This window comes from Marinomonas vaga (genome assembly GCF_055388305.1).
The window spans coordinates 2,156,114-2,181,934 of the sequence record NZ_AP043903.1 but is presented as its reverse complement, the minus strand read 5'-3'; the positions used below and the strand labels follow the sequence as shown (position 1 = coordinate 2,181,934).

Annotated in this window: 19 protein-coding genes; 6 read left to right on the top strand and 13 right to left on the bottom strand. The window is 47.3% G+C overall.

Going from position 1 to position 25,821, the window contains the following annotated elements; all coding sequences use genetic code 11:
* Window positions 1–3: 3 nt before the first annotated feature.
* Complete coding sequence (locus ACZ5DR_RS10250) at window positions 4–585, bottom strand: NnrU family protein (protein ID WP_377368999.1); 582 nt, start codon at window positions 583–585, stop codon at window positions 4–6.
* Window positions 586–738: 153 nt separating this feature from the next.
* On the opposite strand from ACZ5DR_RS10250, the gene ACZ5DR_RS10245 reads away from it, so the two are divergent.
* The 4 genes from ACZ5DR_RS10245 (at window position 739) to ACZ5DR_RS10230 (ending at window position 7,327) form a co-directional block, all read left to right on the top strand.
* Window positions 739–2,607 carry a cation:proton antiporter domain-containing protein gene (locus tag ACZ5DR_RS10245; protein ID WP_377368997.1) on the top strand — a complete coding sequence of 623 codons (1,869 nt, stop codon included), beginning with the start codon at window positions 739–741 and terminating at the stop codon, window positions 2,605–2,607.
* A gap of 172 nt (window positions 2,608–2,779) precedes the next feature.
* Window positions 2,780–4,375, top strand: a complete 1,596-nt coding sequence (locus ACZ5DR_RS10240; RefSeq protein ID WP_377368995.1) for a glucan biosynthesis protein G — start codon at window positions 2,780–2,782, stop codon at window positions 4,373–4,375.
* Entirely contained in the window at window positions 4,375–6,525 is a 2,151-nt protein-coding gene (gene mdoH, locus ACZ5DR_RS10235; protein WP_377368993.1) for a glucans biosynthesis glucosyltransferase MdoH, read from the top strand. Before ACZ5DR_RS10240 ends, mdoH begins: the two co-directional genes overlap by 1 nt.
* A gap of 223 nt (window positions 6,526–6,748) precedes the next feature.
* The gene (locus ACZ5DR_RS10230; protein WP_377368991.1) at window positions 6,749–7,327 is read left to right on the top strand and encodes a porin family protein; all 579 of its coding nucleotides are present in this window, start codon (window positions 6,749–6,751) and stop codon (window positions 7,325–7,327) included.
* Between the two features lie 62 nt (window positions 7,328–7,389).
* On the opposite strand, the gene ACZ5DR_RS10225 is transcribed toward ACZ5DR_RS10230, so the two are convergent.
* The 4 genes from ACZ5DR_RS10225 to ACZ5DR_RS10210 are packed head-to-tail and all read right to left on the bottom strand — an operon-like array spanning window position 7,390 to window position 10,976.
* Window positions 7,390–8,610: an MFS transporter gene (locus tag ACZ5DR_RS10225; protein ID WP_377368989.1), complete on the bottom strand. Its 1,221-nt coding sequence runs from the start codon at window positions 8,608–8,610 to the stop codon at window positions 7,390–7,392.
* 41 nt (window positions 8,611–8,651) lie between these two features.
* Window positions 8,652–9,095, bottom strand: a complete 444-nt coding sequence (locus ACZ5DR_RS10220) for a pseudoazurin (protein WP_377368987.1) — start codon at window positions 9,093–9,095, stop codon at window positions 8,652–8,654.
* Complete coding sequence (locus tag ACZ5DR_RS10215; protein WP_377368985.1) at window positions 9,082–9,921, bottom strand: ABC transporter ATP-binding protein; 840 nt, start codon at window positions 9,919–9,921, stop codon at window positions 9,082–9,084. The genes ACZ5DR_RS10220 and ACZ5DR_RS10215 overlap by 14 nt, the downstream gene beginning before the upstream one ends.
* Window positions 9,922–9,923: 2 nt before the next feature.
* Window positions 9,924–10,976: a FecCD family ABC transporter permease gene (locus tag ACZ5DR_RS10210; RefSeq protein WP_377368983.1), complete on the bottom strand. Its 1,053-nt coding sequence runs from the start codon at window positions 10,974–10,976 to the stop codon at window positions 9,924–9,926.
* A 254-nt stretch (window positions 10,977–11,230) separates the two neighbouring features.
* Between ACZ5DR_RS10210 and ACZ5DR_RS10205 the strand changes: the two genes are divergently transcribed.
* Together ACZ5DR_RS10205 and ACZ5DR_RS10200 are read left to right on the top strand one after the other, a co-directional pair.
* Entirely contained in the window at window positions 11,231–12,325 is a 1,095-nt protein-coding gene (locus ACZ5DR_RS10205) for an ABC transporter substrate-binding protein (protein WP_377368981.1), read from the top strand.
* Window positions 12,326–12,488: 163 nt separating this feature from the next.
* Window positions 12,489–13,241 (top strand): MipA/OmpV family protein, encoded by a 753-nt coding sequence (locus ACZ5DR_RS10200; protein ID WP_377368979.1) that lies wholly within the window; start codon window positions 12,489–12,491, stop codon window positions 13,239–13,241.
* 64 nt (window positions 13,242–13,305) lie between these two features.
* Here the strand turns inward: ACZ5DR_RS10200 and ACZ5DR_RS10195 are convergent, their stop codons facing one another.
* The 8 genes from ACZ5DR_RS10195 to cobN all read right to left on the bottom strand — a co-directional run bounded on the left by ACZ5DR_RS10195 (window position 13,306) and on the right by cobN (window position 25,819).
* Window positions 13,306–13,536, bottom strand: a complete 231-nt coding sequence (locus ACZ5DR_RS10195) for a DUF2789 domain-containing protein (protein WP_377368978.1) — start codon at window positions 13,534–13,536, stop codon at window positions 13,306–13,308.
* An 84-nt stretch (window positions 13,537–13,620) separates the two neighbouring features.
* Window positions 13,621–14,277, bottom strand: a complete 657-nt coding sequence (locus tag ACZ5DR_RS10190) for an NAD(P)H-binding protein (protein ID WP_377368976.1) — start codon at window positions 14,275–14,277, stop codon at window positions 13,621–13,623.
* 180 nt (window positions 14,278–14,457) lie between these two features.
* Window positions 14,458–16,320, bottom strand: coding sequence for a methyl-accepting chemotaxis protein (locus ACZ5DR_RS10185; protein WP_377368974.1), 1,863 nt, complete (start codon window positions 16,318–16,320; stop codon window positions 14,458–14,460).
* Between the two features lie 650 nt (window positions 16,321–16,970).
* On the bottom strand, window positions 16,971–18,560 hold the full coding sequence (locus ACZ5DR_RS10180; RefSeq protein ID WP_377368972.1) for an ABC-F family ATPase: 1,590 nt from the start codon (window positions 18,558–18,560) through the stop codon (window positions 16,971–16,973).
* A gap of 151 nt (window positions 18,561–18,711) precedes the next feature.
* Complete coding sequence (locus ACZ5DR_RS10175; protein ID WP_377368970.1) at window positions 18,712–19,743, bottom strand: GGDEF domain-containing protein; 1,032 nt, start codon at window positions 19,741–19,743, stop codon at window positions 18,712–18,714.
* A gap of 164 nt (window positions 19,744–19,907) precedes the next feature.
* Window positions 19,908–20,492: a hypothetical protein gene (locus ACZ5DR_RS10170; protein WP_377368968.1), complete on the bottom strand. Its 585-nt coding sequence runs from the start codon at window positions 20,490–20,492 to the stop codon at window positions 19,908–19,910.
* Window positions 20,493–20,629: 137 nt separating this feature from the next.
* Window positions 20,630–21,901 carry a sirohydrochlorin chelatase gene (locus ACZ5DR_RS10165; RefSeq protein WP_377368966.1) on the bottom strand — a complete coding sequence of 424 codons (1,272 nt, stop codon included), beginning with the start codon at window positions 21,899–21,901 and terminating at the stop codon, window positions 20,630–20,632.
* An 81-nt stretch (window positions 21,902–21,982) separates the two neighbouring features.
* Window positions 21,983–25,819 (bottom strand): cobaltochelatase subunit CobN, encoded by a 3,837-nt coding sequence (gene cobN / locus ACZ5DR_RS10160; protein WP_377368964.1) that lies wholly within the window; start codon window positions 25,817–25,819, stop codon window positions 21,983–21,985.
* Between the last annotated feature and the right edge of the window lie 2 nt (window positions 25,820–25,821).

Genomic DNA, 25,821 nt, shown 5'->3' with positions numbered 1-25,821 from the left:
TTGCTAGATAGCAAATGGCGCTACACCGATTAGGATGGGATGCAAATAGAAAGCGAACAAAGCAAAAGCAACCGTACCGATCACGACCGCTATCAAATCGTATTTCATATTAGGCGCTTCGTAAGTCACACCGGCTTCACGATCACGTCGTTTAGAAATGGCATAATCCGCCACAGCCCAAGCGAGAAAGGCACCAAATAACACCACGTCCGCCGAAGAGCCATTGCTAATAAGATGTGCAAAGGCCCAAAGTTTCACACCGATAAGCATTGGGTGGCCACCCATTTGCTTCATTTTCGAGTACGGCATCTTAGCCACAGCAAGATAAATAAATGCCACCAGTATCAGAAGAGCTGCCACATGACGTGACCAAACGGGAGGCGTCCACAACCAAACAGCACTGTATCGCGCATACCCATACCCCATAATGGTGGTGAGCAATCCCACAATGGCCACGGCACTGTATAGCAACTTCCAATTACGGGCCCCCAGTTGTTCGATCATCGACTCTCGTAAATCTGGTGCAAATGGACGTATGCAGTGCACCCCAATAAATAAAAACAACCCTACTAACAATAGCGCCATAACCCTCTCCTGTATGAACGACCTCTTCTGGCACGCTAACTTTATCCGCCCCCTATAGGTCGTGCAAGGCTATTCCCCAATTGACCATAGTCAAACAAAGCCAATCAGGTTTACACTAGTTCACTCTAACCTTCTGAGCTGTAGCTGCTTATTATGATCGATGCTTTATTTCTCACCTTCATTTTCCTTGTTGCTGGCGTCGTATCGGTTCCCATTGCCACTCGGTTAGGACTCGGCTCCGTATTAGGCTATTTACTAGCGGGTGTACTAATAAGCCCATTGTTGTCACTGCTGCAAGTGGACATCACCGCCTTGCAACATTTTGCGGAGCTTGGGGTGGTACTGATGCTGTTTTTGGTCGGCCTTGAACTTAAACCTCAAGCACTTTGGGCCATGCGTGCTAGGTTGGTAGGACTTGGTGGCGGCCAAGTGGCGCTAACTGCCCTAGTGGTCACAGCTGTCTGTCTAGGGTTTGGTGAATCTTGGAATACAGGATTGGCCATCGGGCTTATATTAGCCCTCTCCTCTACAGCTATCGTCATTCAAACCTTATCTGAAAAGGGTCTACTCAAATCAGACGGTGGTCAATCGTCGTTTGCCGTTTTATTGGCACAAGACATTATTGTCATTCCAATGCTTGCCTTTATGCCGTTACTGGCGTCCCCTGACTTGTCCAATATAGTGACAGAGGTTGCTGATACCGCAGGCTCTCATGATTCAACCTTACTTCATGGACTATCAGGGTGGCAGACCACCGCCGTCACTCTTGGCGCCATAGCACTGGTCATTGTTGGTGGTCATTACTTGGCGTCACCAATATTTCGCTATATTTCCATTGCTAACTTGCGTGAGATGTTCACGGCTACCGCATTACTGTTTGTTGTCAGTGTTACGGTATTGATGTCACTGGTTGGCCTATCCCCTGCCTTGGGAACCTTCTTGGCTGGCGTGGTGTTAGCGAGTTCTCCTTATCGTCATGAGCTAGAGAGTGACATTGCGCCATTTAAAGGGCTTCTTTTGGGGCTGTTTTTCATGACCGTCGGGGCGGGCATTGATTTCCAACTTTTATTTGAAAAGTTCTGGCTCATTATAGCCTTGAGCCTAGGCTTGATGATCGTAAAAGCGATCGTGCTTCTGGTTTTAGGACGGTTGTTTAATATCCGAGGAAGTAACAAATGGCTGTTTGGGCTGAGTTTAGCCCAAGCGGGGGAGTTCGGCTTTGTGTTGATCGCATTCAGCGAAAGTAACTCAGTATTATCCCAAGCTACGGCAGACATTCTACTTTTGATTGTTGCCATCTCGATGTTACTCACGCCTCTGCTTTTCATTCTTTACGATAAAAAAATCGCTCCACGCTATGTGAATGATTCCACCGGCCAGCACAGCAGTGAGTTTCCTAACGATAAAAAGATCATCATTGCGGGATCTGGTCGAATGGGCAGTGTTGTAGACCGTATGCTGAGATTGGCTAATTATGACGCCACAGTGATTGATTTTAGCGTCAAACGTTTACGTGCCCTAGAACGATTCGGGGTGCAAAATTATTTTGGCGACGCCACGCGACCAGACATTTTACATGCAGCCGGGATTGAAGAGGCAGACATCTTGATCATTGCCATTGATGACCCAGAGCAAGTGACTAAATTGGTAAAACATGTTGTTGAACACTACCCGAAACTTCACGTTATTGCTCGGGCCCATGATAACAACCATGTATACGATCTTTGGTCCTATGGCTGCCGTGACATCATCCGTGAAACCTGGGACAGCAGCTTACGTATGGGGCGCTCAACCTTCGAAGCACTAGGCATTCCAACGGAACAAGCTCAACAGATGGTGGATACTTTTAATCATTATGATAAGGATTCCATGGTTGCTGTAGCAGATGCTCATCAGACAGGAGTCCCTTCCCATGAAAACCAAGCCTACATCGCTCGCATAAAAGAACACCTTAAAGAGCGGGATCCAGAAGTTCGCGCGACCATGAACGCCCTACGTCATGGGAAAGATTCTCAAACATAAGGACAGTAATTGCGCAAAGTTCCGTCAACATACTGGTGAATCCCCAATCTTTGCGTAATCTCGACAGCAAAACCACATTATTCGGCTCATTTATCATTAACATGGAATGTAAAGATGGTGAGCCCGCCTCGCCAAAATGCCAGAATCCAAACAGACGGTGATATTTAATTCTATGAGTAAACTAACGACGCTGGCTTTACCCCTGCTGACAAGTTTATTGTTCAGTACGGCGGTATTTTCTGCGCCAGAAACGGAACTTCAAGACCAAACAGCGACTCCGGAAGTAACCGAAGCAACCGACGAGGCTGTCGAAAATCCAACCATTCCCCCAAGCCCAGAAGGGTATAAATTCAACAAACAAACCGTTGTGGATTTAGCCCGATCTCTTTCTAAGCAGCCGATGCAGGCTCCGCAGAAAGCCCCTGAGGCACTTAATGGGATGGATTACGAAACCTATCGACAAATCAACTTCCAACAAAACCAAGCCGTTTGGGGTAATTCACCCACCAAGTTCTCTATTCAGCTGTTTGCCCCTGGTTTTCTTTATCAAGATTTGATCGAAATTGATGCGGTGGAGAATGGCCGAGCTTTCCCGATTGAAGTAAAGCCAGATTCTTTCACCACACCTAACGATGAAATCAACCAACTGATTACTCAGGTGGGCAAATACGCTGGCTTGCGATTGCACTATCCAATCAATCGTAACGAATACAAAGATGAGTTTATTGTGTTTCAGGGGGCCAGCTACTTTCGCGCTGTGTCCCGGGGCCAAAACTACGGAGTTTCTGCCCGAGGTCTAGCCATAGACGTCGCCCAGCCAACGGGTGAAGAATTCCCAATGTTTCGCCATTTTTGGATCGAGCGCCCATCCACCTCCCAAGAAGCCATTGTCGTTCACGCCCTATTGGACAGTAAGCGCGTCACGGGAGCATATCGCTTTGGTATTTACCCAGGCTCTCCTACCCGTGTAGATGTAGAAGCGACGCTCTTTCCAAGGGATGACATTAAGCACGTGGGTCTGGCCCCGATCACCTCTATGTATATGTTTAACGGTTCTTTAAATCACTCCCGTACGGAAGACTTCCGTGAAGCGGTGCATGATTCTGAGGGATTGCAGATTCAAACAGGAAAAGACGAGCTACTTTGGCGTCCATTGAATAACCCTGAAAACCTTCAAATCAGCGCGTTCATGGACCAGTCACCAAAAGGTTTTGGTCTGATCCAACGCCATCGTCGGTTTGCCGACTATCAGGACCTAGAAGCGAATTACCAAAATCGCCCTTCCATGTGGATCAAGCCTTTAAATGATTGGGGCGAGGGCCATGTTGAGCTGGTAGAGATCCCGTCAAATTCAGAAGCCAATGACAACATTGTGGCCTATTGGCAGCCTAAAGGCGGTCTGAAGAAAGGTGAGCCATTTACCTACTCCTATCGTTTAACCATGACTAACGACACCCCTGTGTTGGCTGATAAACCCCACATTGTTCGTAGCGCTCAAGGTAACAAGCTACAAAATGACAACGAAGAAGTGGTGATTGATTTCAACAATATTGACATCACGGATATGAATACGATCGCGGTTGACGCAAGCATTTCTTCTGGAGAAATCATTGAAGCGCACCTAGCACCTAACCCATACCAAAATGGCGTACGCGCCTATGTGACGTTTGATCCAAAAGATGCAAACTCAGCAGAACTGCGAGTACAACTTCAGCAAGAAGGTAAGCCCCTTGCTGCCACTTGGTTATACAGATGGTTGAATGAATAATGGACGTTAATAGCAATAAAGGACATTACGCACTTCCTAACGAAGCAAAGCTCACCATGCCTCGTCATGAGGTGGGTGAATCGCGACAAAAAGCTAAGAGACAAAACCAACGTTTCTTTTTGACCACCCTATTGGCGCGTCTCTTTGTCATCGCTTGTACCGCGGGCTTAACGGTTTATGGTGCAAAAGAGATGTACGACGTACTGAATACGAACCAAATCACCTCCCTACAGTGGTTATTTTTGGGATTGTTCTGCGTGAACTTCTCGTGGATTTCCTATGCTTTCAGCCAAGCCACCTTAGGTTTGGTATTTAAGCTGTCACCCTTCCATTGGCGACGAAAAGAACAGGAGCCCGAGGGCGTCACGGCCATCTTGCTACCGGTTTATAACGAAGATCCTGTGCGCATCCGCGCCAGCATTGAAGCCATGCATGATGACTTGGTAGAGAAAGCCCCAGGGAAATTTGCCTTCTTTATCCTCAGCGATACCAACCGTTCGGAATCGAGCATTAAAGAGAAGCAGACTTTTTATCCCATTTTGAATCATGACGAATCCGCCTGCCCAATCTATTACCGTCGCCGCTTAAATAACGCCGAACGAAAAGCAGGTAATATTTCGGAATGGGTCACCCGTTTTGGGGCCGATTATGAATGCATGATCGTACTAGATGCTGACAGCCTAATGAGCGCTGAGTGTCTACAATCCCTGTCTCGTCGTATGGCAGCGGAACCCACCCTTGGCTTGATTCAGACCTTACCAACCCTGATTCGTGCTGACACCCTTTATGGTCGCATTCAGCAGTTTGCAAACCAGTGTTTTGGTCCCATCTATGCGGCGGGTTTAACCACTTGGCATGGTAATGCTTCTAACTTCTGGGGTCACAATGCCATCATTCGCACCCGAGCCTTCGCTGAATCCTGTGGCCTACCGCTATTACCCGGTGAAGCACCATTCGGTGGCCATGTATTAAGTCACGACTTTATTGAGGCGGCATTACTGCGCCGCGCCGGTTGGGGTGTTCGATTTGATACAGACCTACAAGCTTCCTATGAAGAAGCGCCGCCATCGCTCATTGATGTGATGGTTCGTGACCGTCGCTGGTGTCAGGGCAACTTGCAGCATAAAGCTTTTTTACCTGCTAAAGGCCTACATTTCGCCAGCCGTATGCACTTGCTAACAGGTATCTTCGCCTATTTCAGCGCAGTGTTTTGGTTTTCGCTGATTGCTGTCGGTTTCGCCTTGGCGGTACAGGCTCATTTTGTTCGCCCAGAGTACTTTAACAATTTATCTCTGTTCCCGAATTGGCCTGTCTTCGACTTCGAAAAAGCACGTTCTCTATTCATAGTATCCATGGGCCTAGTACTGGCCCCCAAGATCTATGGTTGGATCAGCGGCATGGTGCATTTGAAGCAGTGCTTCAAATTCGGCGGCCCTATCATGCTAACACTCGATACGCTGCTTGAAATCATCATCTCTGCCCTTTATGCACCGATTTTGATGTTCTCTCAGTTCCTTGTGGTAATGGACATTTTAAAAGGCAGAGACAGTGGCTGGGCTCCTCAATCCCGTGATGACGGAGCCAACTCTTGGGGTGAAACCGCCCGCGCCCACAGCTACCACACTGTTTTTGGTTTGGTATTAGGTGCAAGTGCATTGTATTTAAGCCCCCAACTGTTCTACTGGTCTCTGCCTATTACTTTTGGTTTAGTGTTTTCTATTCCCTTGTCTTGGCTCAGTGGTGGCGCGAAACGAGGCAACTTGCTCTCCAAACTAGGCCTGCTAAAAGGCCCGGAAGAACGCAAACCAACACCTATCGTTAAGCGCCTTGAGCAGAAGATCGCTGAGCTTGCTTCCTTAGAAGACAACTTACTGCAGCCTGAAGAAGCTCATGCCCTAGAGGCCTACCTGAACGATGTGCAGTTTTACCACTGGCATTTAGCGCAACTGCCTGAAGAGGAAGACACCAGCTTCAACCGCGATCGCATCTGCGCTGCTTGGCAAATCGAGAATAGCGAAAGCCTTGATGAGCTTCTCACCCACCTAAGTGAGAAAGAGTGCTTAATGATTTTGAAAAATCGATCGCTATTTATGGCTCTACAAAAGTTCTTTCACATGAGTGATGAAGGCCAAAAACAAGCCTATGCTTAGCCCAACCACTTAACTGTAAAAGGCCGCTTTCTAAGCGGCCTTTTTTTGTGACATTTTCAACCGTCAGCTTTCCATCAAGTTTGGCAGCATTTCGCAACTTAGTGCACCAATACCCAAAAGATAGCACAGGTAAAATGAAGTCGTCGGTTTTCGGGTTTACTACAGAGCGGGTTAGGTCAAAACTAAATCCCGTACTAAACAACGAGCAAAAAGGAGTAGCACCATGAAAAAATTCATGCCGATTGTAGCAAGCACGGTAGCACTTACAGCCTTCACAACCGCTGCCAATGCTGAGGATATGAGTACAAACGACAGTGGCCTATACCTAGGTGGTAACTACGGTTACCTGAAAGTCGACAATGAGGATGATTTCGACGATAGCAACGATATGTGGCAAGGGGTATTGGGTTACCGCTTTAATAGCTTCTTTGCTTTGGAAGGTGCCTACTCGGACTTTGGCGAGTACGGAAACAGTATTTCCAACGCAGAAACCACCGGCTATTCAGCGGCATTAAAAGGTACATTACCAATCACGGATACAGTAGAAATCTTCGCTAAAGCAGGTCAGCTATGGTATGAAACAGACTATAACGTGGCTGGATTTAATGGTTCAAACGATGACGAAGCATTGTTTGCAGGTGCAGGTCTTAACTTCAAGCTGTCTCAAAACCTACTGCTTAGCGCCCAATACACCTGGTACGACGTTGATTTGAATGCCGACGAAGCGGCAGATAGCGGCAGTGACACAGACTTTGACACGGACTTTAACCAAGCCTCACTCGGTCTAGAATACCGTTTCTAAGACACCTCATAAGCAGCATCAGCCTAGTTGGTGCTGCTTATCTATACCTTACTTATCTTCCCTTAATCTGATGTTGCCAACTGGCTCACTTGCCGATACAACCCCATTCCAGCAACAACACCGACAACACATAAAGCAAGCCACACCCATTCACGCTCTAATTCAGATATAGAGAGCAATCCACCTAACGTCACATTACCAAGAAAAGCCACCGCACCACCGACACAAGAGTACAATCCATAGTAACTCCCCAACTCGGACTTAAGACAAAAACGTGGCACATAAGAACCAAGCAAAGGCAAAACCAACATCGACCCTAAGCTAAAGGTCACTCCGTACCCAATAAAGTTGAGCCATGGGGCACCAGAAAACGAAACAATAAACCACAGAAATGAACTCCCCATCATGGCGATGCCCAAACCCATAGCACGGGCACTACCAATAGTGCGTGCTACCCAGCGGCTCACAGGAAGTTGCAAGGTAATACCCAGCACCGAGGTGGTCATAAACACCCAGGTAATCACCTGAGTCCCCAATGCACGGGATTCCACTTCCGCAGGCAAAGATAAGTACAGCTGGTGGAAAAACAGATGGAACGCACAGGCAAAGGCAATAAACCCCATGAAAGCTTTATTAGCAAACATAGAGCGCCACTGATACCAAAAAGGGAGCTCATTGGAGGAACGCTTTTCCTGATCAACCAGTTCTGGCAAATAGCGCCATTGGATCAAAAACAACAGACTAAAGAGCAAGGCAGCCCCAGTTCCAACCCAAGTAAAACTAAAAGAGGCTAGCGCCACACCCACTAATGGGCCTAAAAACATACCCGCTTCGCTGGTCCAGTTCTGCATGGCAAAGACACGATCACGGCGCACCTGATCCGGTGCTTCATAGGCCAAATAGGCGTTGCTAGAAGGGGTAAATAACGCCCCAGCCAATCCTGTTAAAAAAGCGCCTAACAACAATAGCGGAAGCGTCTGAGCCAAACCAAGCAAGGCAAAACCAACCACACGAACCACACATCCCAACAGAATAAGTCGCTTATAGCCAAGGTAATCCCCTAAGGTCCCCCCCACTAAGAACAACCCCTGCTGACTTAATACCCGTAACCCTATCACCCATCCCACATGCCATGGGCTCAACCCCAATGAGCGCTGCAAGTGATCCGCTAAATACGGCAGCAACATGTAGAAGCCTAAATTAAATGTGAAGCCATTAATGACCAGCACACGACCAGCAGCTGAAAGGAGTCGCCAATCAGCCATAAAGTGGTTTGCGTTCATGAAAAATACTGTGTTGGATGATTAAATCAAGCAGATAGGTACTATTGGATTTGACTTAAAATGGCATCAACTCGCTCTGGGTTAATCGCAATCTTATCTCGAAACTCTGGATAAGCTGCATCAAGATCCGCCTTATTCACCGGATCACCCACTTGGATTATCCCTACCATTCCCATCACCAAATGCGGCGGACAGTAGTAAAGCTGCAGTCCTTCCTCAGTCAAAGTGACCGTATAGGTTTCATTCAGCTTGGACTCCCAAGCAGTCTGGCCTTCTGGAGTGAGATAGGATTTCACATGATGTCCAGGATTCGTCGGAACAAATGTCACCGTATCGCCAACTTGAGCTTGCACAAAAGAAGGCTCAAACACCATGGGCCCCTTCTTGCCGAAGCTCAGCATTTGCACTTGCCAGTCCTTTGCCAAAACACTGGTGCTCATCATCAAGGCCACAGCGGCAACTATGATCGTTCTATTTAACAACATAACTAGATTTCCCTATTTCCCCTTTGCTAAGGGAGTCTTTCATATTCAAAAAAGCTGATGCGCCACGGCGCTGGGTACGGACAAATGGAATCCCCATACTATCCAAGGCCACATCTGCTCGCACCCCGTATACATCAAACACCAACTCCGGGGTTAAAATATCTTTTGGTGCCCCTTGGGCAACTAGCTCGCCCCCTTTTAACACCAGCAAATTATCCGCGTATTGAGCAGCGAGGTTAAGATCATGAAGAATCATAATAGACGTCCAACCATTGGCCTTCGTCTGCTGATCAAGGTGATCCAATAACACCTGCTGGAAATGCAAATCCAACGCACTGACAGGCTCATCGAGCATGAGTATTTTAGGTTTACGCATTAACGCTTGGGCGAACAAGATCATCTGACACTGACCACCACTTAAGGTTCGCACATCTTGGTTCGCAAGATGCAATAAGCCGATCTCATCCAGCGCTTGCAAGGCCTCTTTAATCAAACGGTCCCCAAGATTAAGGGACAAAGCATTAAGCTGACCAAGGAGAACCACCTCCAAAACACTCAGCCCCACATCCAATTTAATGTCTTGAGGCATATAGCCAAATTGCTGTCGCCAGGCTGTTAAATGCTTTTTGCTTAGGGTTTTACCCTCAAACTGCACTGCCCCTTGTTGAGGTGAGATATCACCAAACAAGGTTTTTAATAGGGAGCTTTTGCCGGTGCCATTAGGTCCAATGATCACATGAACCTTACCGGCCTCCAGCTCAAAGCTCATATCCTTTGCCAACACCAGATCATCAAAGGCCAAACTCAAATTTTGAACTTGCAACATGATTAGCGCCTCTTTCCTATGATCAGCCAAAAGAAGAAGGGCACCCCGATAATGGCGGTAACAATACCAATTGGAAACAAAGAGCCCGGAACGATTACCTTCGACAACACTGAAGCACTAGATAATAAGAAGGCTCCGACCAAAAACGACAAGGGCAGAAAGTACCGTTGATCTTCACCCACAAGAATACGAGCAATATTCGGTGCAACAATCCCGATAAAGCCAATGATGCCCACAAAACTGGTGGCAGTGGCGGTCATTAACGCCACCAGCACTAATGTCTTTAAACGCAGGCGCGCCACATTCACCCCGAGACTTTTCGCCCGTTCCTCCCCTAACCTTAGGGCCGTTAACTTCCATGAGTCCTTCATCAAGATGGCGACACAGCCAAACGTTACCAATGCGGTGATCGCCACATTGCTCCAAGAGGCTTTCGTCAGGCTACCAAATAACCAAAATAGAATCTGCTGACTCAGCTCAGGAGACGACACGAATTGCACTAAAGACAATAAAGACTGGAACAAAAACAGTAAGGCGATACCCGCCAAGATAAGCTGACCCGATGAAATATGTCGCATCATAGCCAACCCAAACAACAAACTAGCCGACAACATACAACATAAGAACGCCCCAACAGGAACGGCTATCTTAGCGTTCAATCCCAGCGACCCTAAATACAGCATCAAAGCCGCCCCAAATCCAGCTGCCGCGGCCATACCAAGGGTATAAGGGCTCGCCATGGGGTTATTCAGTAACGTCTGCATTTCAGCACCACCTACCCCAAGAGAGCCTCCTACAATGATAGCCATCAAAGCGATAGGTAGTCTCAAGTTGGTAACAATGACTTGAGTCGTGCTGGATACCTCCACTGGCACCCCCAAAACATTCAGCAAGGCATTGGCAACGTCCCCAATACCCAACAATGAGGGCCCCGTTGCAATATCAAAAAGGAAAGACAATAACAAAGCGACTAGCAGAGCCAACAAGACCCACCATCGCTTTTTCTCATGTTGACGCTGAGCAGATAAGGCGTCAGCTACCAAGTTTGCGTCCAAAATTTACCCGTCTTTTATCTAACTACCAGATTGGATCATGATCCACTTCTCAGCCTTACGGCTGGGCGTAAAAGGCGCACATTGTACCTTCTTCACATGGCGAGGGCTTCAATTGATTGGCCTTATTTACAACAATCACAATAATGAGAATAAGTTGCATCCGCATTTTAAATCACTGTAGAATCCCCGCAAGTTTTAAATAGAACTTAAATGCTACCGCATCCCTTCAATTCTCTCTGTTTTACAGGTTTATCATGCTACGCAAACAACTGAAAAAGTGGGCCGTTCTTGCGACCTTATTAACGGCTTCCAGCGCTTACGCTGAACGCATCACTATCACCGACGTATTAGATCGAGAAGTCACCTTTGAAGCGCCAGCACAGCGTGTCATCGTTGGCTTTTACCCTGAAGACTACATGGCAATCGGCACCGAAGCGGCCTATGACAAAGTTGTTGGGATGTCTAAATACATTTGGCAAGCCCGTTCTGCAAACTGGGAAATGTATCTTGAGCATCGCCCTTCATTAGACGACATTCCAGGCATCGGCCGAGTCGACACCAAAACCTTCTCCGTAGAAAAAGTCATTAGTATGAACCCTGACCTACTGATGCTGGCAGATTGGCAATACAAAGGCCTTGGTAGTGATATTGAGCGTTTAGAGAACGCTGGCGTTAAGATTGCCGTAGTAGATTTCAACGCCCAAACCGTAGAACGTCATGTTAAAAGCACCCAAATCATTGGTGCTATTACGGGCCAACAAGAGCGCGCCAACACCATTGCTAACGAATACGCGCAAAACGTTAAACTGATTACAGATCGTCTTGCAGAGGCCAATCTACCTCAGCCAAAAATCTACACTGAATACGGTGCCGCTGACATTGATGAGATCGGCTACACGTTTGGCAAAAACATGTGGGGAGCCATTGCGACGACCGCAGGCGGCGATAATATCTCAGCACCCTTTATTGAATGGTGGGGCAAATTGAATCCAGAGCAGATTCTTGCTTCTAACCCAGACGTCATTGTCATTACAGGCTACGAAACAGGTACAACAGACTCCTCCATGGTTATGGGGCAAGGTGTTAAAGAGTCTTTAGCAAAAACACGATTAGAAGGTTTTAAAGAGCGTACTGGCTGGTCCTCCCTATCAGCGGTACAGAATAACCGCATGTATGCAGCTTACCACGGAGCCTGCCGCACCATCTTAGATGGCGCCATGATTCAGTTCTACGCAAAGGCTATGTACCCAGAGCTGTTTGCTGACCTTAATCCAGAAGAAGCCTACAAAGACTTCTACCAAAAATACCTACCAGTGATGCCTGAAGGCACCTTTGTCACTGAACTGTAAGTCCCTGCAAAACCCGCTCACTGGGGCATTCCCTGGTGAGCCTATGTCTCATAAGTCAGTAAAAACCAATCAAGGAAGTTTGTAGAAACCCTACTCTCTGGGCTTTTAATCACGCTGAATTTTAGGTTAAGGTTAGCGTCCAAATTCATGCTAAGGATCTGCAATGAAAACCCTAAACTTACGCAATTATTCAGTGATTGGTCTTTGTGTTCTTGCTTCAAGCGCCGCGTCGGCTAATGGATTATCGGCCAGCACTTTTATCGGTTACGGTGAATCACCGTACAAGCACACAGACCCAAACAGCACGGCTCTCCCGCTTATCCAATATGAAGGCGATAGATTCTATCTAAAAGGCACAAACCTCGGTGCTTATTTAGTCAAAGAACGTGCCCAACAATTCAGCGTTTTCGCTGGTTACTCACCCTTTTCATTTGACCCAAGTGACAGCAGTGATGCGCAAATGCGTCAGCTCGATGAGCGCTACACGACAGGTGTATTTGGTTTAGAGTACACGCGATTCACACCAGCAGGTATTTTCTCGGCAAAGATAACCCACGACTTCCTTGATACCTACAACGGTTTCAATGCCGACTTGTCTTACGGTCTTATGCTCCCGGTTAGCCCAACTGTACGCATCATGCCCAAAGCAGGTCTAGTGTGGAATAGCGGTGATTACAATGACTACTACTTTGGCGTGTCTTCTAATGAAGCGGCTCGCAGTGGCCTAGCAACTTATACGGCAGATGACAGTATCACGCCTTACGTGAGCGTGATGACTCTTATAGGCCTTTCGGAGCGTGTTAGTTTGTCTCTAAGCGCCGACGCTCGCTTCTTGCCAGATGAAGTGAAAGACAGCCCAATGGTCGATGAAGACACTCTTTTTGGTGCCACCATTGGCTTAGGCTACGCCTTTTAAGAACAAATAAATGGATACCCAAAAGCACCCTACTGGGTGCTTTTTTATGCTCTTCGTTTGCTAACTAGCGCAACATGAGATCCAGCTCATCAACCACTGGAGACCACTCGGCGTCCTCTTCTTTCAATTGCTTCAATAAGCTAGCTTGGGCCGATGTCCAAAAATCAGCATTCCACAGCAAAACATCTTTAGGGATAGGGCCATTCTTGGCGATAAATGCGTCCACAGCGTCTTCACTCGCCTCCAAACCAAGCTGTTCGAAGAGCGTTTCAATTGAGGGGCTTAACGTATCCATGCTATCTCCTTTAAATCAATTTTTAATCAGTAAAAAGTCTAGAACACTAAACAAGAAGCTTCTAACGTCATCATGATCAAGAGCTTAGTTTCTAACCAGCTTAGCGACTGCTAAGTCCACCGCATCAGAACCGTCTGTTAACTCAACTATTTCCTGTTTGATGGCTGGCGTATCAATCATGGTCGCCAAAACTTTAGCCACGTTACCTCGTTTCACGCTGCCATAAGGCAAGGCTTTTGCGAGACTGATTGCACCATCTCCCTCCTCATCAATGAGCGTTCCAGGACGTAAGATCACCCAATCCAAGTCAGTTTCCACGAGGGCTGCATCGGCTTCTTTTTTCGTTTCCATATAAAACTCAAAGCCTTCTCCTAGCCCCTTAGTGCGCCCTGCTTCCGGGAAGGCAGACACTAGATACACGCGCTTGATGCCATTGTTTTTCATTGCTTCAATGAGCGTCTTAGGCCCTTGACCGTCAATCATAGCGGTCCTGTCGCGGCCACTGCCAGCAGCCCCAGCCGAGAACACCACCACATCAGCACCCTTTGTCAGCTCTGTTAACGTAGCAACATCCATATCCATCATGTCCCCAGCCACGCTGCTTACTTGGTTGCGCTGATACCAGCCTGCATGTTTTGGATCCCGGCTGAGCCCTGTTACATCATGGCCAGCCGCTACCAACATAGGGCATAACCGCTTGCCGATACCACCTGTGGCACCAATTACAAATACCTTAGACATAGAACCTCCTTATCAAATGGTTCATTCAATTTAGTCCCATTAAAGCAGGGCAAAATGCAGGAGGTAAGCAAGAAAAAATAAAACAATAAGAAGCTAATTTGCGCATTTGAATGCACCAACTAGCATTGATTTCAAAGAGAAAAGATATCGCACAACTGTCCCTGTTGTGCTGGACTTGAATCACAATTTAAAAACTGAAACAGCCTGCTTTAAATCGTTCGCTTGCTGCGCTATGGCCGCACTGGACTGTGAGTTTAAGGCAACCGATTCACTGGTATCAGAAGTGATTGCCCGAATGCTCTCGACGTTTTTGCTGATTTCATTAGCCGCAACAGTTTGCTCCTCAATGGCGCTCGCCACAGAGCCTGCCATGTGAGCAATGTCATCTACTTCGCGGATAATTTTGCTTAACACATCTCCTGTGATGGCAGCTTCATCACGGCTCTTAAGCCCCTCATCACGGCATTCATTAATCAATGCCACCATACTCTTAGTACGAGATTGCAAGGACTCAATGATTTCTGAGATTTCTACCGTAGCAGTATGTGTTCGGCTCGCTAGTGCCCTGACTTCATCCGCCACCACCGCAAACCCTCGACCTTGTTCACCAGCGCGCGCCGCTTCAATAGCGGCATTTAACGCTAATAGGTTTGTCTGCTCTGCAATGTCTTGAATTACGTTTAATACAGTACCAATACTTTCACTTTCCTTGGCCAATGCATCGGCGGTACTCATAGAACCTTCTAAACGGGAGGCAAGACTGTGAATATGCTCAATAGCTGAACTCACCTTGGCTTGACCGTCCGCAGCACTATCTTGAGTTGCCGTAGCTTTGTCTGCCGCGTGCTCCATATTGCGAGAAATTTCCTCCACGGTCCCCACCATCTCAGCAACCGAAGCAGCTACCATATCGGTTTCATCTCGCTGGCGATCTGCATCGTGGGCAGTCCGTGCAGCCGTTTTCGATAGCAACTGGGTTTGATCTGTCATATTGACCACAGTATTGTTTACCGATTGCACCACACTCTGAAAGCCTTCCAACATCTGATTAATGCTCTTTGACACCTCGCCAATCTCATCTTTTCCTTCATAGGCGACTCTAGTACCAAGATTGCGAGTTTGATCAATCTCTAACATTGCTCTCCTAATGATATCGAGAGGACGGCTGATAGATTGGCTAATGCGCCACGCAATCAATCCAGCTGACACCACAATAAGCGCAAACACAACCAACATAAGCATGCGAATTTGATTCAATAGCTCATCTGTACGTTGCTCCATGGCTTCAGTCATAAGCGCTAATTTGCTTTCAGTCTGCTGTATAGTTCGACGCATGACACCCATCTGGCCATCATTACTGGTAAGACCAATAGCCTGTTGTTGATTAACATAAACTGAGAATTTATCTTGATAAGAATCCGCTAAAGAAAGGAGAGATTGCTTACTATCGGCGGGAATACTAGCACTACGTAACTGATCTTTGAGTCTGGTTAATGTGCTTTTGAAGCGTTCAAGATACTTCATATCTAAACGCAACATAAAGTCTTTTTCATGCCTGCGTAACTGCAACATGGTCACCAATAAGGCGTCTTGATTAAACGCTTTTAGCGACGATTCGATATCATGAACAGCGCTACGTAAATCCCCCTCAAGCCCCTCGTCTTGATTGAGCCCCATTTGAACTGTGGCATCAACTACCCCGTTAAAAAGGCGTCGATACTCCACAAACAATTCCTCTAAATCGCTAAATTCAGAAGCTTGCACGCCTAGTGTCCCGAACATTACATTCAGCTTTTGCTGTTGCTGAACAATACGTTCTGCAACGTCGTCAAATTGCTTAAGATATTTCAGATCTTCCCGAGCTAAAAAATCTTTCTCATGGCGACGCAATAAGAGCATTTCTGACTCCTGTCGCTGGGACAGTTCTTTACCATCTATCAAATCTTCTAAATGCGCTTCAGCAAAGAAGAGGACAATGATCAGAGCCAACATTGACACTAAAACAACACAGGTATTTAACGCGAGCTTTTGCTTAATCAGCATGATGTCACCCTATAATTGGTTAACTTATACGGGTACGCATCCGTGGTGACCGCATACAGGCTTTTGTGTAAGCCTTTTATTTATCAGCCTAACTCTTGTTTTTTAAATTTAGATGAAAAATTAAAAACTGTGAAAAAATCTAATTGGAATTCTGGCTGCGAGCAATAGGCACTACATCCACAGTGCAGCACCTCTATTAAGATTCCAGTGTAGAGCGCTGGGCAATTCTAAGACAAGAAAGCAGGTAGAGAAGTATCACTGGTGCGGTTAAAAATACCGGCGCAACTCCCCAGTGAATCGAAAGCGGACGGATCATAAATAGGGTTAAAGCAACAGGCAGTAGTAACAATAATCCTCGTCCCACACTCAAACTTAACACATAGGACTGTTCACAAGCAGGACAACGCTGAGGTCGAAAAAAGCTTTTTCGTAGGGAAGATAAAGCAATGGGATTTTTACAATGTGGGCACTTCATAGGTCGCTCGCTTCGCCAATACAATCCATAAGACACACTCAGAGTATACAAAACTCTCTGGGCTTACGTCTTATGTTTCACCACGGGTCACTGATACTTTACTGCGCCAAAACGAAAAAGCCCCAGCGCTAGGCTGAGGCTTTTTAAACATCGAATTACTAATAAAAGATTAGCTTTACAGCTCTCGGGAGCCTAGGAACTCATCATAAGTACCTTGGAAGTGCTCTATTTTCTCATCTTTGATATGTAAGATTTCGGTTGCCAAAGAGGACACAAACTCTCGGTCATGACTGACGAAGATCAAAGTACCTGGGTACATTTCCAAAGCCATGTTCAAGGATTCGATGGATTCCATATCCAAGTGGTTGGTTGGCTCATCCATGACAAGCACATTGGTTTCTTGAAGGATCAGCTTACCGAAGATCAAACGGTTCTTCTCACCACCAGAACACACTTTCGCTTTCTTTTTGAAATCATCCGCAGAAAATAGCATACGGCCTAGAGTCGCACGCACCACCTGATCATCATCCCCTGGCTTACGCCACTGGGTCATCCAATCAAACAGGGTCATATCATTATCAAACAAATGACTACTGTCTTGAGGACAATAACCTAAGCTCGCATTCTCCGCCCATTTAACCGTACCTTCTTTGGCTTCGATTTCAGACATCAAACAACGCAACAAAGTCGTTTTACCGACACCGTTTTCACCTAGTACCGCCAAGCGTGCACCCGCTTCTAGAATTAAGTTACCGCCGGAGAACAAATGCTCATCTTCGTAGCTGTGACCTAGATTTTCTAGGATCAGTGCTTGACGGTGTAGCTTCTTATCCTGATTAAAACGGATAAATGGGTTTTGACGACTAGAAGGCTTGATGTCTTCGAGTTTAATCTTCTCCAATTGGCGCGCACGGGACGTCGCCTGTTTTGCTTTAGAAGCGTTCGCCGAGAAGCGCGCCACAAACTGCTTAAGATCGGCAATCTGTGCAGATTTTTTCGCATTCGCTGCCATCATACTTTCACGGGCTTGGGCAGACGCCAGCATGAAATCATCGTAGTTACCTGGGTACACACGCAACTCGCCAAAATCGATATCTGCCATGTGAGTACACACAGAGTTCAAGAAGTGACGGTCGTGGGAAATAATGATCATGGTGGACTGATACTGATTCAGAAGATCTTCCAGCCAACGGATCGAGTCAATGTCCAAGTTGTTGGTTGGCTCGTCCAATAGCAGGATATCCGGGTTCGAAAACAACGCCTGAGCCAACAATACACGTAGCTTCCAACCCGGAGCCACTTCACTCATAGGACCAAAGTGCAAAGACTCTTCGATGCCCGCGCCCAGCAAAATTTCACCGGCACGGCTTTCTGCACTGTAGCCGTCCATCTCAGCGAACTCACCTTCTAACTCAGCGACCTTGATGCCGTCTTCTTCGCTCATTTCTGGCAAGCTGTAGATGCGATCGCGCTCTTGCTTCACTTCCCACAGCTCTTTATAACCCATGATTACGGTATCAATAACGCTGTATTCTTCAAACGCAAACTGATCCTGATTTAGCTTACCGACACGATCATTTGGCGAGATAGAAACGTTACCAGCCGTCGGCGTTAAACTACCGTCTAAGATTTTCATCAGGGTAGATTTACCACAGCCATTGGCGCCGATCAGACCGTAGCGGTTGCCATCGCCAAATTTAACTGAGATGTTTTCAAAAAGAGGTTTGCTACCAAACTGCATGGTAACGTTAGAAGCTGTGATCATTGATATTCCAGAGAGAGATAGAAGGCGTTTCTAAAAACGCTTATTGAATTGATGGGCGTACTATAAAGCCTGACAATAAAATGTCCATGGAAGCGGCGAAAAAATCATCGATTTTACGGAATCTTCGAGGCAATTCCGCTTCATTCACATGCTAGGCTGGAATCTCGGACGGAGTGGTTTCTATATCAAATGCCACAACACAGTTGCGTCCATTTCGTTTGGCTTGATACATGCGTCGGTCGGCAATATCCAGTAAAACCGCCCCTTCATTACTGTCTTCTAGGGTGGCAACACCAATACTCACTGTCACTTGGATTGGCAGTTCTGCCCCAAAATCATAATGGCTTATGTCTTCACGGATACGCTCCGCTTGCACAGTCACCTGTTTGACATCTCCAGCCACCAACAAGCAAAATTCCTCCCCACCATGGCGATAGAGATTGCCACTACCGCAAGACTGGTTTAATTCACTGGTCAAATGACGCAGCACTTCGTCCCCTGCTTCATGGCCATAGTTATCGTTCACTTTTTTAAAGTGATCGATGTCTAGCAGAAGCAGGCCAAAGTTTTCACCTGACGCCACTCGAGCTGCAAAATCCCGCTTAAAGGCGAGTCGGTTTTTTGTTCCTGTGAGCACATCCGTTAAGGCTAGTTTTTCTAAGTCCTTTTCTATGCGCATACGGTTATGCTCATAGACAGCAGAAATCCCCCAGATCAACACATAACAGAGCCCAAAATTAAGCCGTACGGTAGAGGCGTTCAGAGCGACTTCATTATTCAGCTTGATACTCAAAACAATAAATGCGAGCACTAATGATGCCACGGATAAAACAAAGCCATCTCTAGCACCAAGGGAAAGGTAAAACAAAATAGGAAGAAATAAAGGCCAGACAAACAGACCATTCATTAGTGGTCGGGATAAAATAGCAAAACCAACGATTAGTATGAAAAGTGCGATGTACGCATATTGAAGAAATAAGGTTTCGCGACCTTGTTTAAACTTTCGGTAAATCAACAAAGAAAATAAAGCTAATCCCAGCTCAACAAGGCCAAGTACTGGCGCATTATTAAACCCCACATTCCAAACCCCTAAAATGACAGCAATGGTTCCCATAACGGTGGTAAGGCCCTGCCAAACTTTAATACGCAGTTGATCACTGCTGGTGGCTTTCAGTGGATCCATATCCGTTTCCTAACAAGGTGGGAAGAATTCAATAATATAAGAGTTTCTAATACAGCTTTGTCTAATCCGATAATACATGGCTGATTCGCCAAATCAAAGGTTAACCCATCGTACAAATAAAAAAGCTCCGAAAATCGGAGCTTTTAATAGAGTTTTGACGAAGATCACAGACGAAATGTCATACACAAGATGTCTTTAATCTTACGATCAATGTCTATGCCCGCCGCATCAAAATCCGCACGTTCAGCTTGATAGAGTAATGGCTTCACTTCACGCAGTTTTTTAATACCTTGTGGGTCCTCTGTCAGTAAGACAGAGACATACGAAAACGCATCATAGTACGCAAATGCTTGTTCACGTAACGCATTTAAGTAGGAATCGACACTCTCCTCTCCAAACACTTGCTTTAGAGCCGCCACGGCACCATAGATGGCCACCCCTTCAGCCAAAGCTGTCGTGTCCTGTTTTTCATACCCTAATGGATACAAACCACGGGTCATTTCTTGAATCACATCTGCCAACAACATCACGTCATTCGTAAAGCTGCGTGCTGGCATTTGCAAAGTATAACGGTAGGGCTGCTCAGGATGCTTGTATAGCACTTGTGGCTTTGCGATATCATCACTTACTTCAAAGCCATCAAATTGAGCTTCTTGTGCGGCAGGTCCAAAAAGAAACTCTACTGCAGGCAACCAAGCCTCACGTAGCTTGGCTAATTTTTCAACTTGAGTCATTTGAGTCTCAGACACAGTCTTGTCCTCATGGTGTTAGACAGTTCACAGCCCCAACAGGGGGCTGTTTTTAAGATGGAGGAACCTTATCACACTCACCCTATGGGGGTGAAAAAGCCCAATGAAAAGATCAATGTGCTTTGGGGTTAATCAGATTATTTACGATGGGCTAATGCGGTTTTAGAGCAATCACCTTCAATACGGTGTTTCTCCTGCTCTAAAATCTCCTCTGTAAATTGCCCCATAAAGCAGCAACACACCCCTTCGCCAATCATGGTGCGTGGTCCCATTGGATGACCGATATGCTTATACACGCCATGGTGATGACCGTGGTCATGGCTATGATGGGAATGGCTATGCCCATGATTATGGGAATGGCTGTGGCTGTGGCTGTGGCTGTGGCCGTGATCATGAGAGTGACTATGGCTGTGGCCATGAGAATGACTGTGGCCGTGATCATGGGCTGTGACAGACGTAATCTGACCAAAAGCTTGGTCATGCTTTTGATCTGACTCAGATACCCCTTGGGTATCGTCTTCTGGATCAACATATTCCGCATGGTGGTGGTGTACATCCACCTCACCCGCTGCCAGGCGACGCTTAAATGAGCTCATCAAGGTTTCTTGATGGCCCTTTTGCAAGGAGCCATCCATGATTTCTTGCACTCGATTTTCAAAGGCATCGATCACTCGCTCATGATCACTTAAATAATGGGCTTGGATAAATTCAATAGCAGGATTCTCTTGAGCAACCTTGTCTACATACCCTTGAATACGCTTGATCAAACGGCCAGTAAAGAGGAAGTATGGGGCCACAACAATACGTTTAAAGCCTAGTTTCATTAGCTTTTCTAAACCAACCCCAACAGAAGGATACGTCACCCCTGAATACACGGTATCCGCCCAGCCAAAGCCCATGTTTTCATTCACAATACGGGTGAGTTTAGCCGCCTCAGCGTTTGCATACGTATCTGAAGTACCACGGCCAACCACCACTAACATGGTGTCATACAGAGTTTCAGGTGGGTTCTCAGGATCGAGTCCAAGAGACTCATAAATGCGGGCCTGAAACGCCTCAATCATATCCTCTTGTAACCCCAACTCACGACCATAATGCATGCCCATACCAGGTGTTTTCTCTTGGAATGTGGTCAGCACCGAAGGGATATCGTTTTTCGCATGGGTGGCCGCAAACAGCATGCCGGGGATGGCATAGATGTCATTGACCCCTTGCTTCAACAGGCTGTTTAACCCCATATGAATATTAGGGGCAGAAAACTCTAAAAAGCCGTATTCCACCGGCAGGTCTGGAAACCGAGCTTTCAGTCCCGCTGCGACTAAGCCAAACTCTCGTTCTGCATCTTTGTCACGGCTACCGTGCCCGCAAATCATAATGCCTTTCTTTTTGGCTTGTTCAGTAGTACTCATGCTTTCTCTCTGCTTTGATTAACGCTTTTGTGGCGACATATTAACGCCAAATAAAGGATGCGCAAGGGGCCAAATTAAAGGCTAACCCCGCTGCTCTTGTTTCTGATCTATTTCCAACAGCAGTGATTGAATCTGCTGCTCGTATTCCCCAGGCTCTTGCCACATGCCTCGCTGGATGGCTTCCAACAATCGCTCGGCCATTTCCTCTTGAGCATGGGGGTTGTTCTGTTCCATAAATTCACGGTTCTTGGAGTCTAACAATAACGTGTCTGTGACTTGTTCATATTGATAATCAGCAATCAAATCCGTGGTGGCATCATAGGCAAACAGATAATCCACCGTAGCGGTCATTTCAAATGCGCCTTTATAACCATGCTCTTGCATCGCGCCTATCCACTTTGGATTGAGTACCCGCCCTCTAATCACTCGATTCAATTCTTCCTGCAAGGTACGCACCTTAGGCACACTCGGATTAGAATGATCGTTGTGATAAACATTTGGCGCAGTCCCACTCAGCTGAGTCACAGCGTTGGTCATCCCCCCTTGGAATTGATAGTAATCATCTGAGTCTAGGAGGTCGTGTTCGCGGTTATCTTGGTTTTGCACGACTACTTCTAGGGTTTTAAGACGCGTAGCAAACGCTTCCCTAGCCTCTACTCCGTCCCGCAGATCTCCATCGTAGGCATAGCCGCCCCAGTTCAAGTAAGCCTCAGCAAGATCCGCTTGGGTATCCCATACACGTTCATCAATTAACCCTTGCAGTCCAGCACCATAGGCCCCCGGTTTCGAGCCAAACACACGATAACTGGCTTCCCGAGCCGCGTCTTCTGCATTCGCCCCTTGTTGCTCTAACTCTGCTTGGCGCTGTTGAATATTCGCTCTTATGGTATTGCCTGTTCCGGGCTCTTGATAATCCGCCACAGCCTGCACCGCTGCGTCAAATAGGCGCATCACATTGGCAAAAGCATCTCGGAAAAAGCCCGAAACACGCAAGGTCACGTCTACCCTTGGCCGACCTAATTGCATGCAGGACAAGACCTCAAAGTCCGTTACCCGATTGGAGCCGGGGGCCCATATAGGTCGCACCCCCATGAGCGCAAAGGCTTGAGCAATATCATCCCCACCAGTACGCATGGTGGCGGTCCCCCAGACGGATAAACCCAAGTTTACTGGGTAATCCCCATGCTCTTGTAAATGCCTTAACACCAAGGCTTCTGCCGACTTCTGGCCAATGGCCCAAGCAGCAGGAGATGGGATCGCACGATTATCAACGGAGAAAAAGTTACGACCTGTAGGCAAGGTGTCCAACCGACCGCGAGTCGGTGCACCACTAGGGCCTGGTGGTACAAACTGCCCTGCTAAGCCATTTAACAGTGCTTGCACTTCATCCGTAGCACTTTGCTCCAGTGCACGATACAAAGTGCCTTTGGCATGGGCCAATAGGCGCTCAGTTTGCGGAAAGTCTTTTTGGCTAATCGGCTTATCTTCTATAAGCACTTGAGTAATTAAAGCTTTGGCCAACAATTCTAAACGTTCTTTGCCATCCGCGTGGGTACGAAATGACGAATCAGAAAGAACCAACAATGACTCAGGTTGCTCGCTTATCCAAGGCTTAGAGGAAGACTCCATAGGATCAAAGCCCGGCTCCATGATGTGTAAATCTTTGACTAGCCCATGCAAGATGCCTTGACTCGTGACAGTGGTTCCCCGAGGTAAGCGCAACAAAGCCACTAAAGTATCAGCGAGCTTGTCAGATTCAGGTAATTCACCAAGGCGATGTAAACCATGGCGAATCTGGGACTCTTTTATCTCACAAAGGTAGGTGTCTAAACCTTCTAATACCGAGGCTTCATCACCCGGTTCAATGCCCGTTAACTCCTCTAGCAAGTGGCTGCTTTTGACTTTTTCAAGAATATTGTCTTTAAGCCAAGCTTCACGACGAGTATCCATCCCCATAGCCTGATAATACTCATCCACAAGGGTCTCTAGCTCTGCCATGTCCCCGTAGGTTTCAGCCCGGGTCATAGGCGGCATTAGGTGATCAACAATAGTTGCTTGCGTGCGGCGTTTTGCCTGAGCCCCTTCCCCAGGATCATTTACAATGAAGGGGTAAAAATGCGGCATCGGCCCCATGGCGATATCCGGCCAACAGGCATCCGACAAGGCTGTGCCCTTACCCGGTAACCACTCCAAATTGCCATGTTTACCCACATGAACTACCGCATCCACCTGATAGACATGGCGTAACCAAAAATAATAGGCCAAGTAACTGTGGGGAGGCACTAGATCTGGGTCGTGGTAATTGGCCGCCAAATCCACGTTAAATCCTCGGGCAGGCTGGATCCCAACAAAGGTTTCGCCCAAACGAATCCCCGCCAGCATCATGCGCCACTCACCAGCAACGGCACGACACTTTTGGTCGTCTTCTGGCGGCCCCCATCGCTCCCATACGGCCTGCTGTGCCGCCAGAGGCAACTGGTAAAAGTGATCTAGATAATCATTCAGGGATAGGCTTTGCCAGCATCCCCGCTCATGTAGGGAGTTAGGGTTATTTGTCACCGCGCCCAATAAGGCTTCGATCAGCCCATTGCCATGTTCAGGCACCTCCGCAATGGGATAGCCATGGTCAAATAAAGCTTTTAACAAAGTCACGGTAGACGCTGGCGTATCGAGGCCAACACCATTGCCAATACGACCATCTTTGGTGGGATAGTTCGCCAAGATAAAAGCAATCCGCTTGTCTGAATTTGGCTTTTGGCGCAGTTCTCCATATCCCTTGGCAAGTTTAGCCACAAAGGTCGCCCGTTCCTCATGAAGCTGATAGCGAATTAAATCAATCTGTGCCGCTTCATGGTATTCCGATGAGGTTTTAAAACTCACAGCGCGGGTGATGATTCGACCATCCATCTCCGGCAAGACAATTTGCATGGCCACATCACGACTACGTAACCCCTGAGTTTGCGCCTGCCAATCTTCTTCGGTACTACCAGATAAAATCACTTGCAGTACGGGTAAGGTATTCGCAAACGCTGAGGCAAACTGGGTAGGCTCTGACGCAAGATCTGGGCTACCGGCCCGATTGGCCGAAAATCCTGTGCAATTCAGGATCAAGCTAGCGTTCGAACGTTCCGCCAGATGTTCCACCAAATCGAGACTAAAAGGATCTTTTAGGGAGTTTAAGGCAATTTGCAGAGGGACCACACCTTGATCCAGTAAAACCTGAGCAAACTCGCTAAAAACTTGGGTGTTGCCGCTTTGCAGATGGGATCGGTAAAACAAGACAAGGACAACAGGCATCCCTTGAGACAATGCTGACTGATAAGTGTTTTGCCATGCAGAAAATGAGCTCACCTCTCCTTGGTGAACCATGACTGCATTGGGAATAGCACTGGGTTCTAGCCATTGGTCTGGCCCCTCAAACCACTGGGCGGCAAGGAAGCGAAACAAATGCTCTGCATTATGTTTGCCCCCTTCTCGAAGATAACGCCAAACACGATGCACATGCTCTTGAGACTCTGTGGAAGCAGCCATAATGTCAGGGTCGGCAGCATCGTCCCCAGGGACGATAATCAAGTGCCGATGGCGGCTTGCCTTGGCCCAAGCTTGCAGTCGCTCAAAGCCATAGGGCCAATAATGCTGACCACCGAGTAACGACAGGATGACAACCTGTGGCCGCTTCGTGGGGCGCTCTAGCACCGCGTCTTCATACAAATCATAGGCAGCCGGTTTAACCAACTGCATCCAGTTGGCTAAACGAACGCTGGGGGCCCCCTCATCAAGCTGATGCAGGGCTTGCCCTAAACCACTTAATAAAGAGTCCGCCGCCGCCAAGACGATGATGTCTGCGGGGCTTTGTCCTAGATCTATAATGCCTTCGTCATCAACGAAGCCACCAGGTTTTGCCGCCAGTAAATGCACGC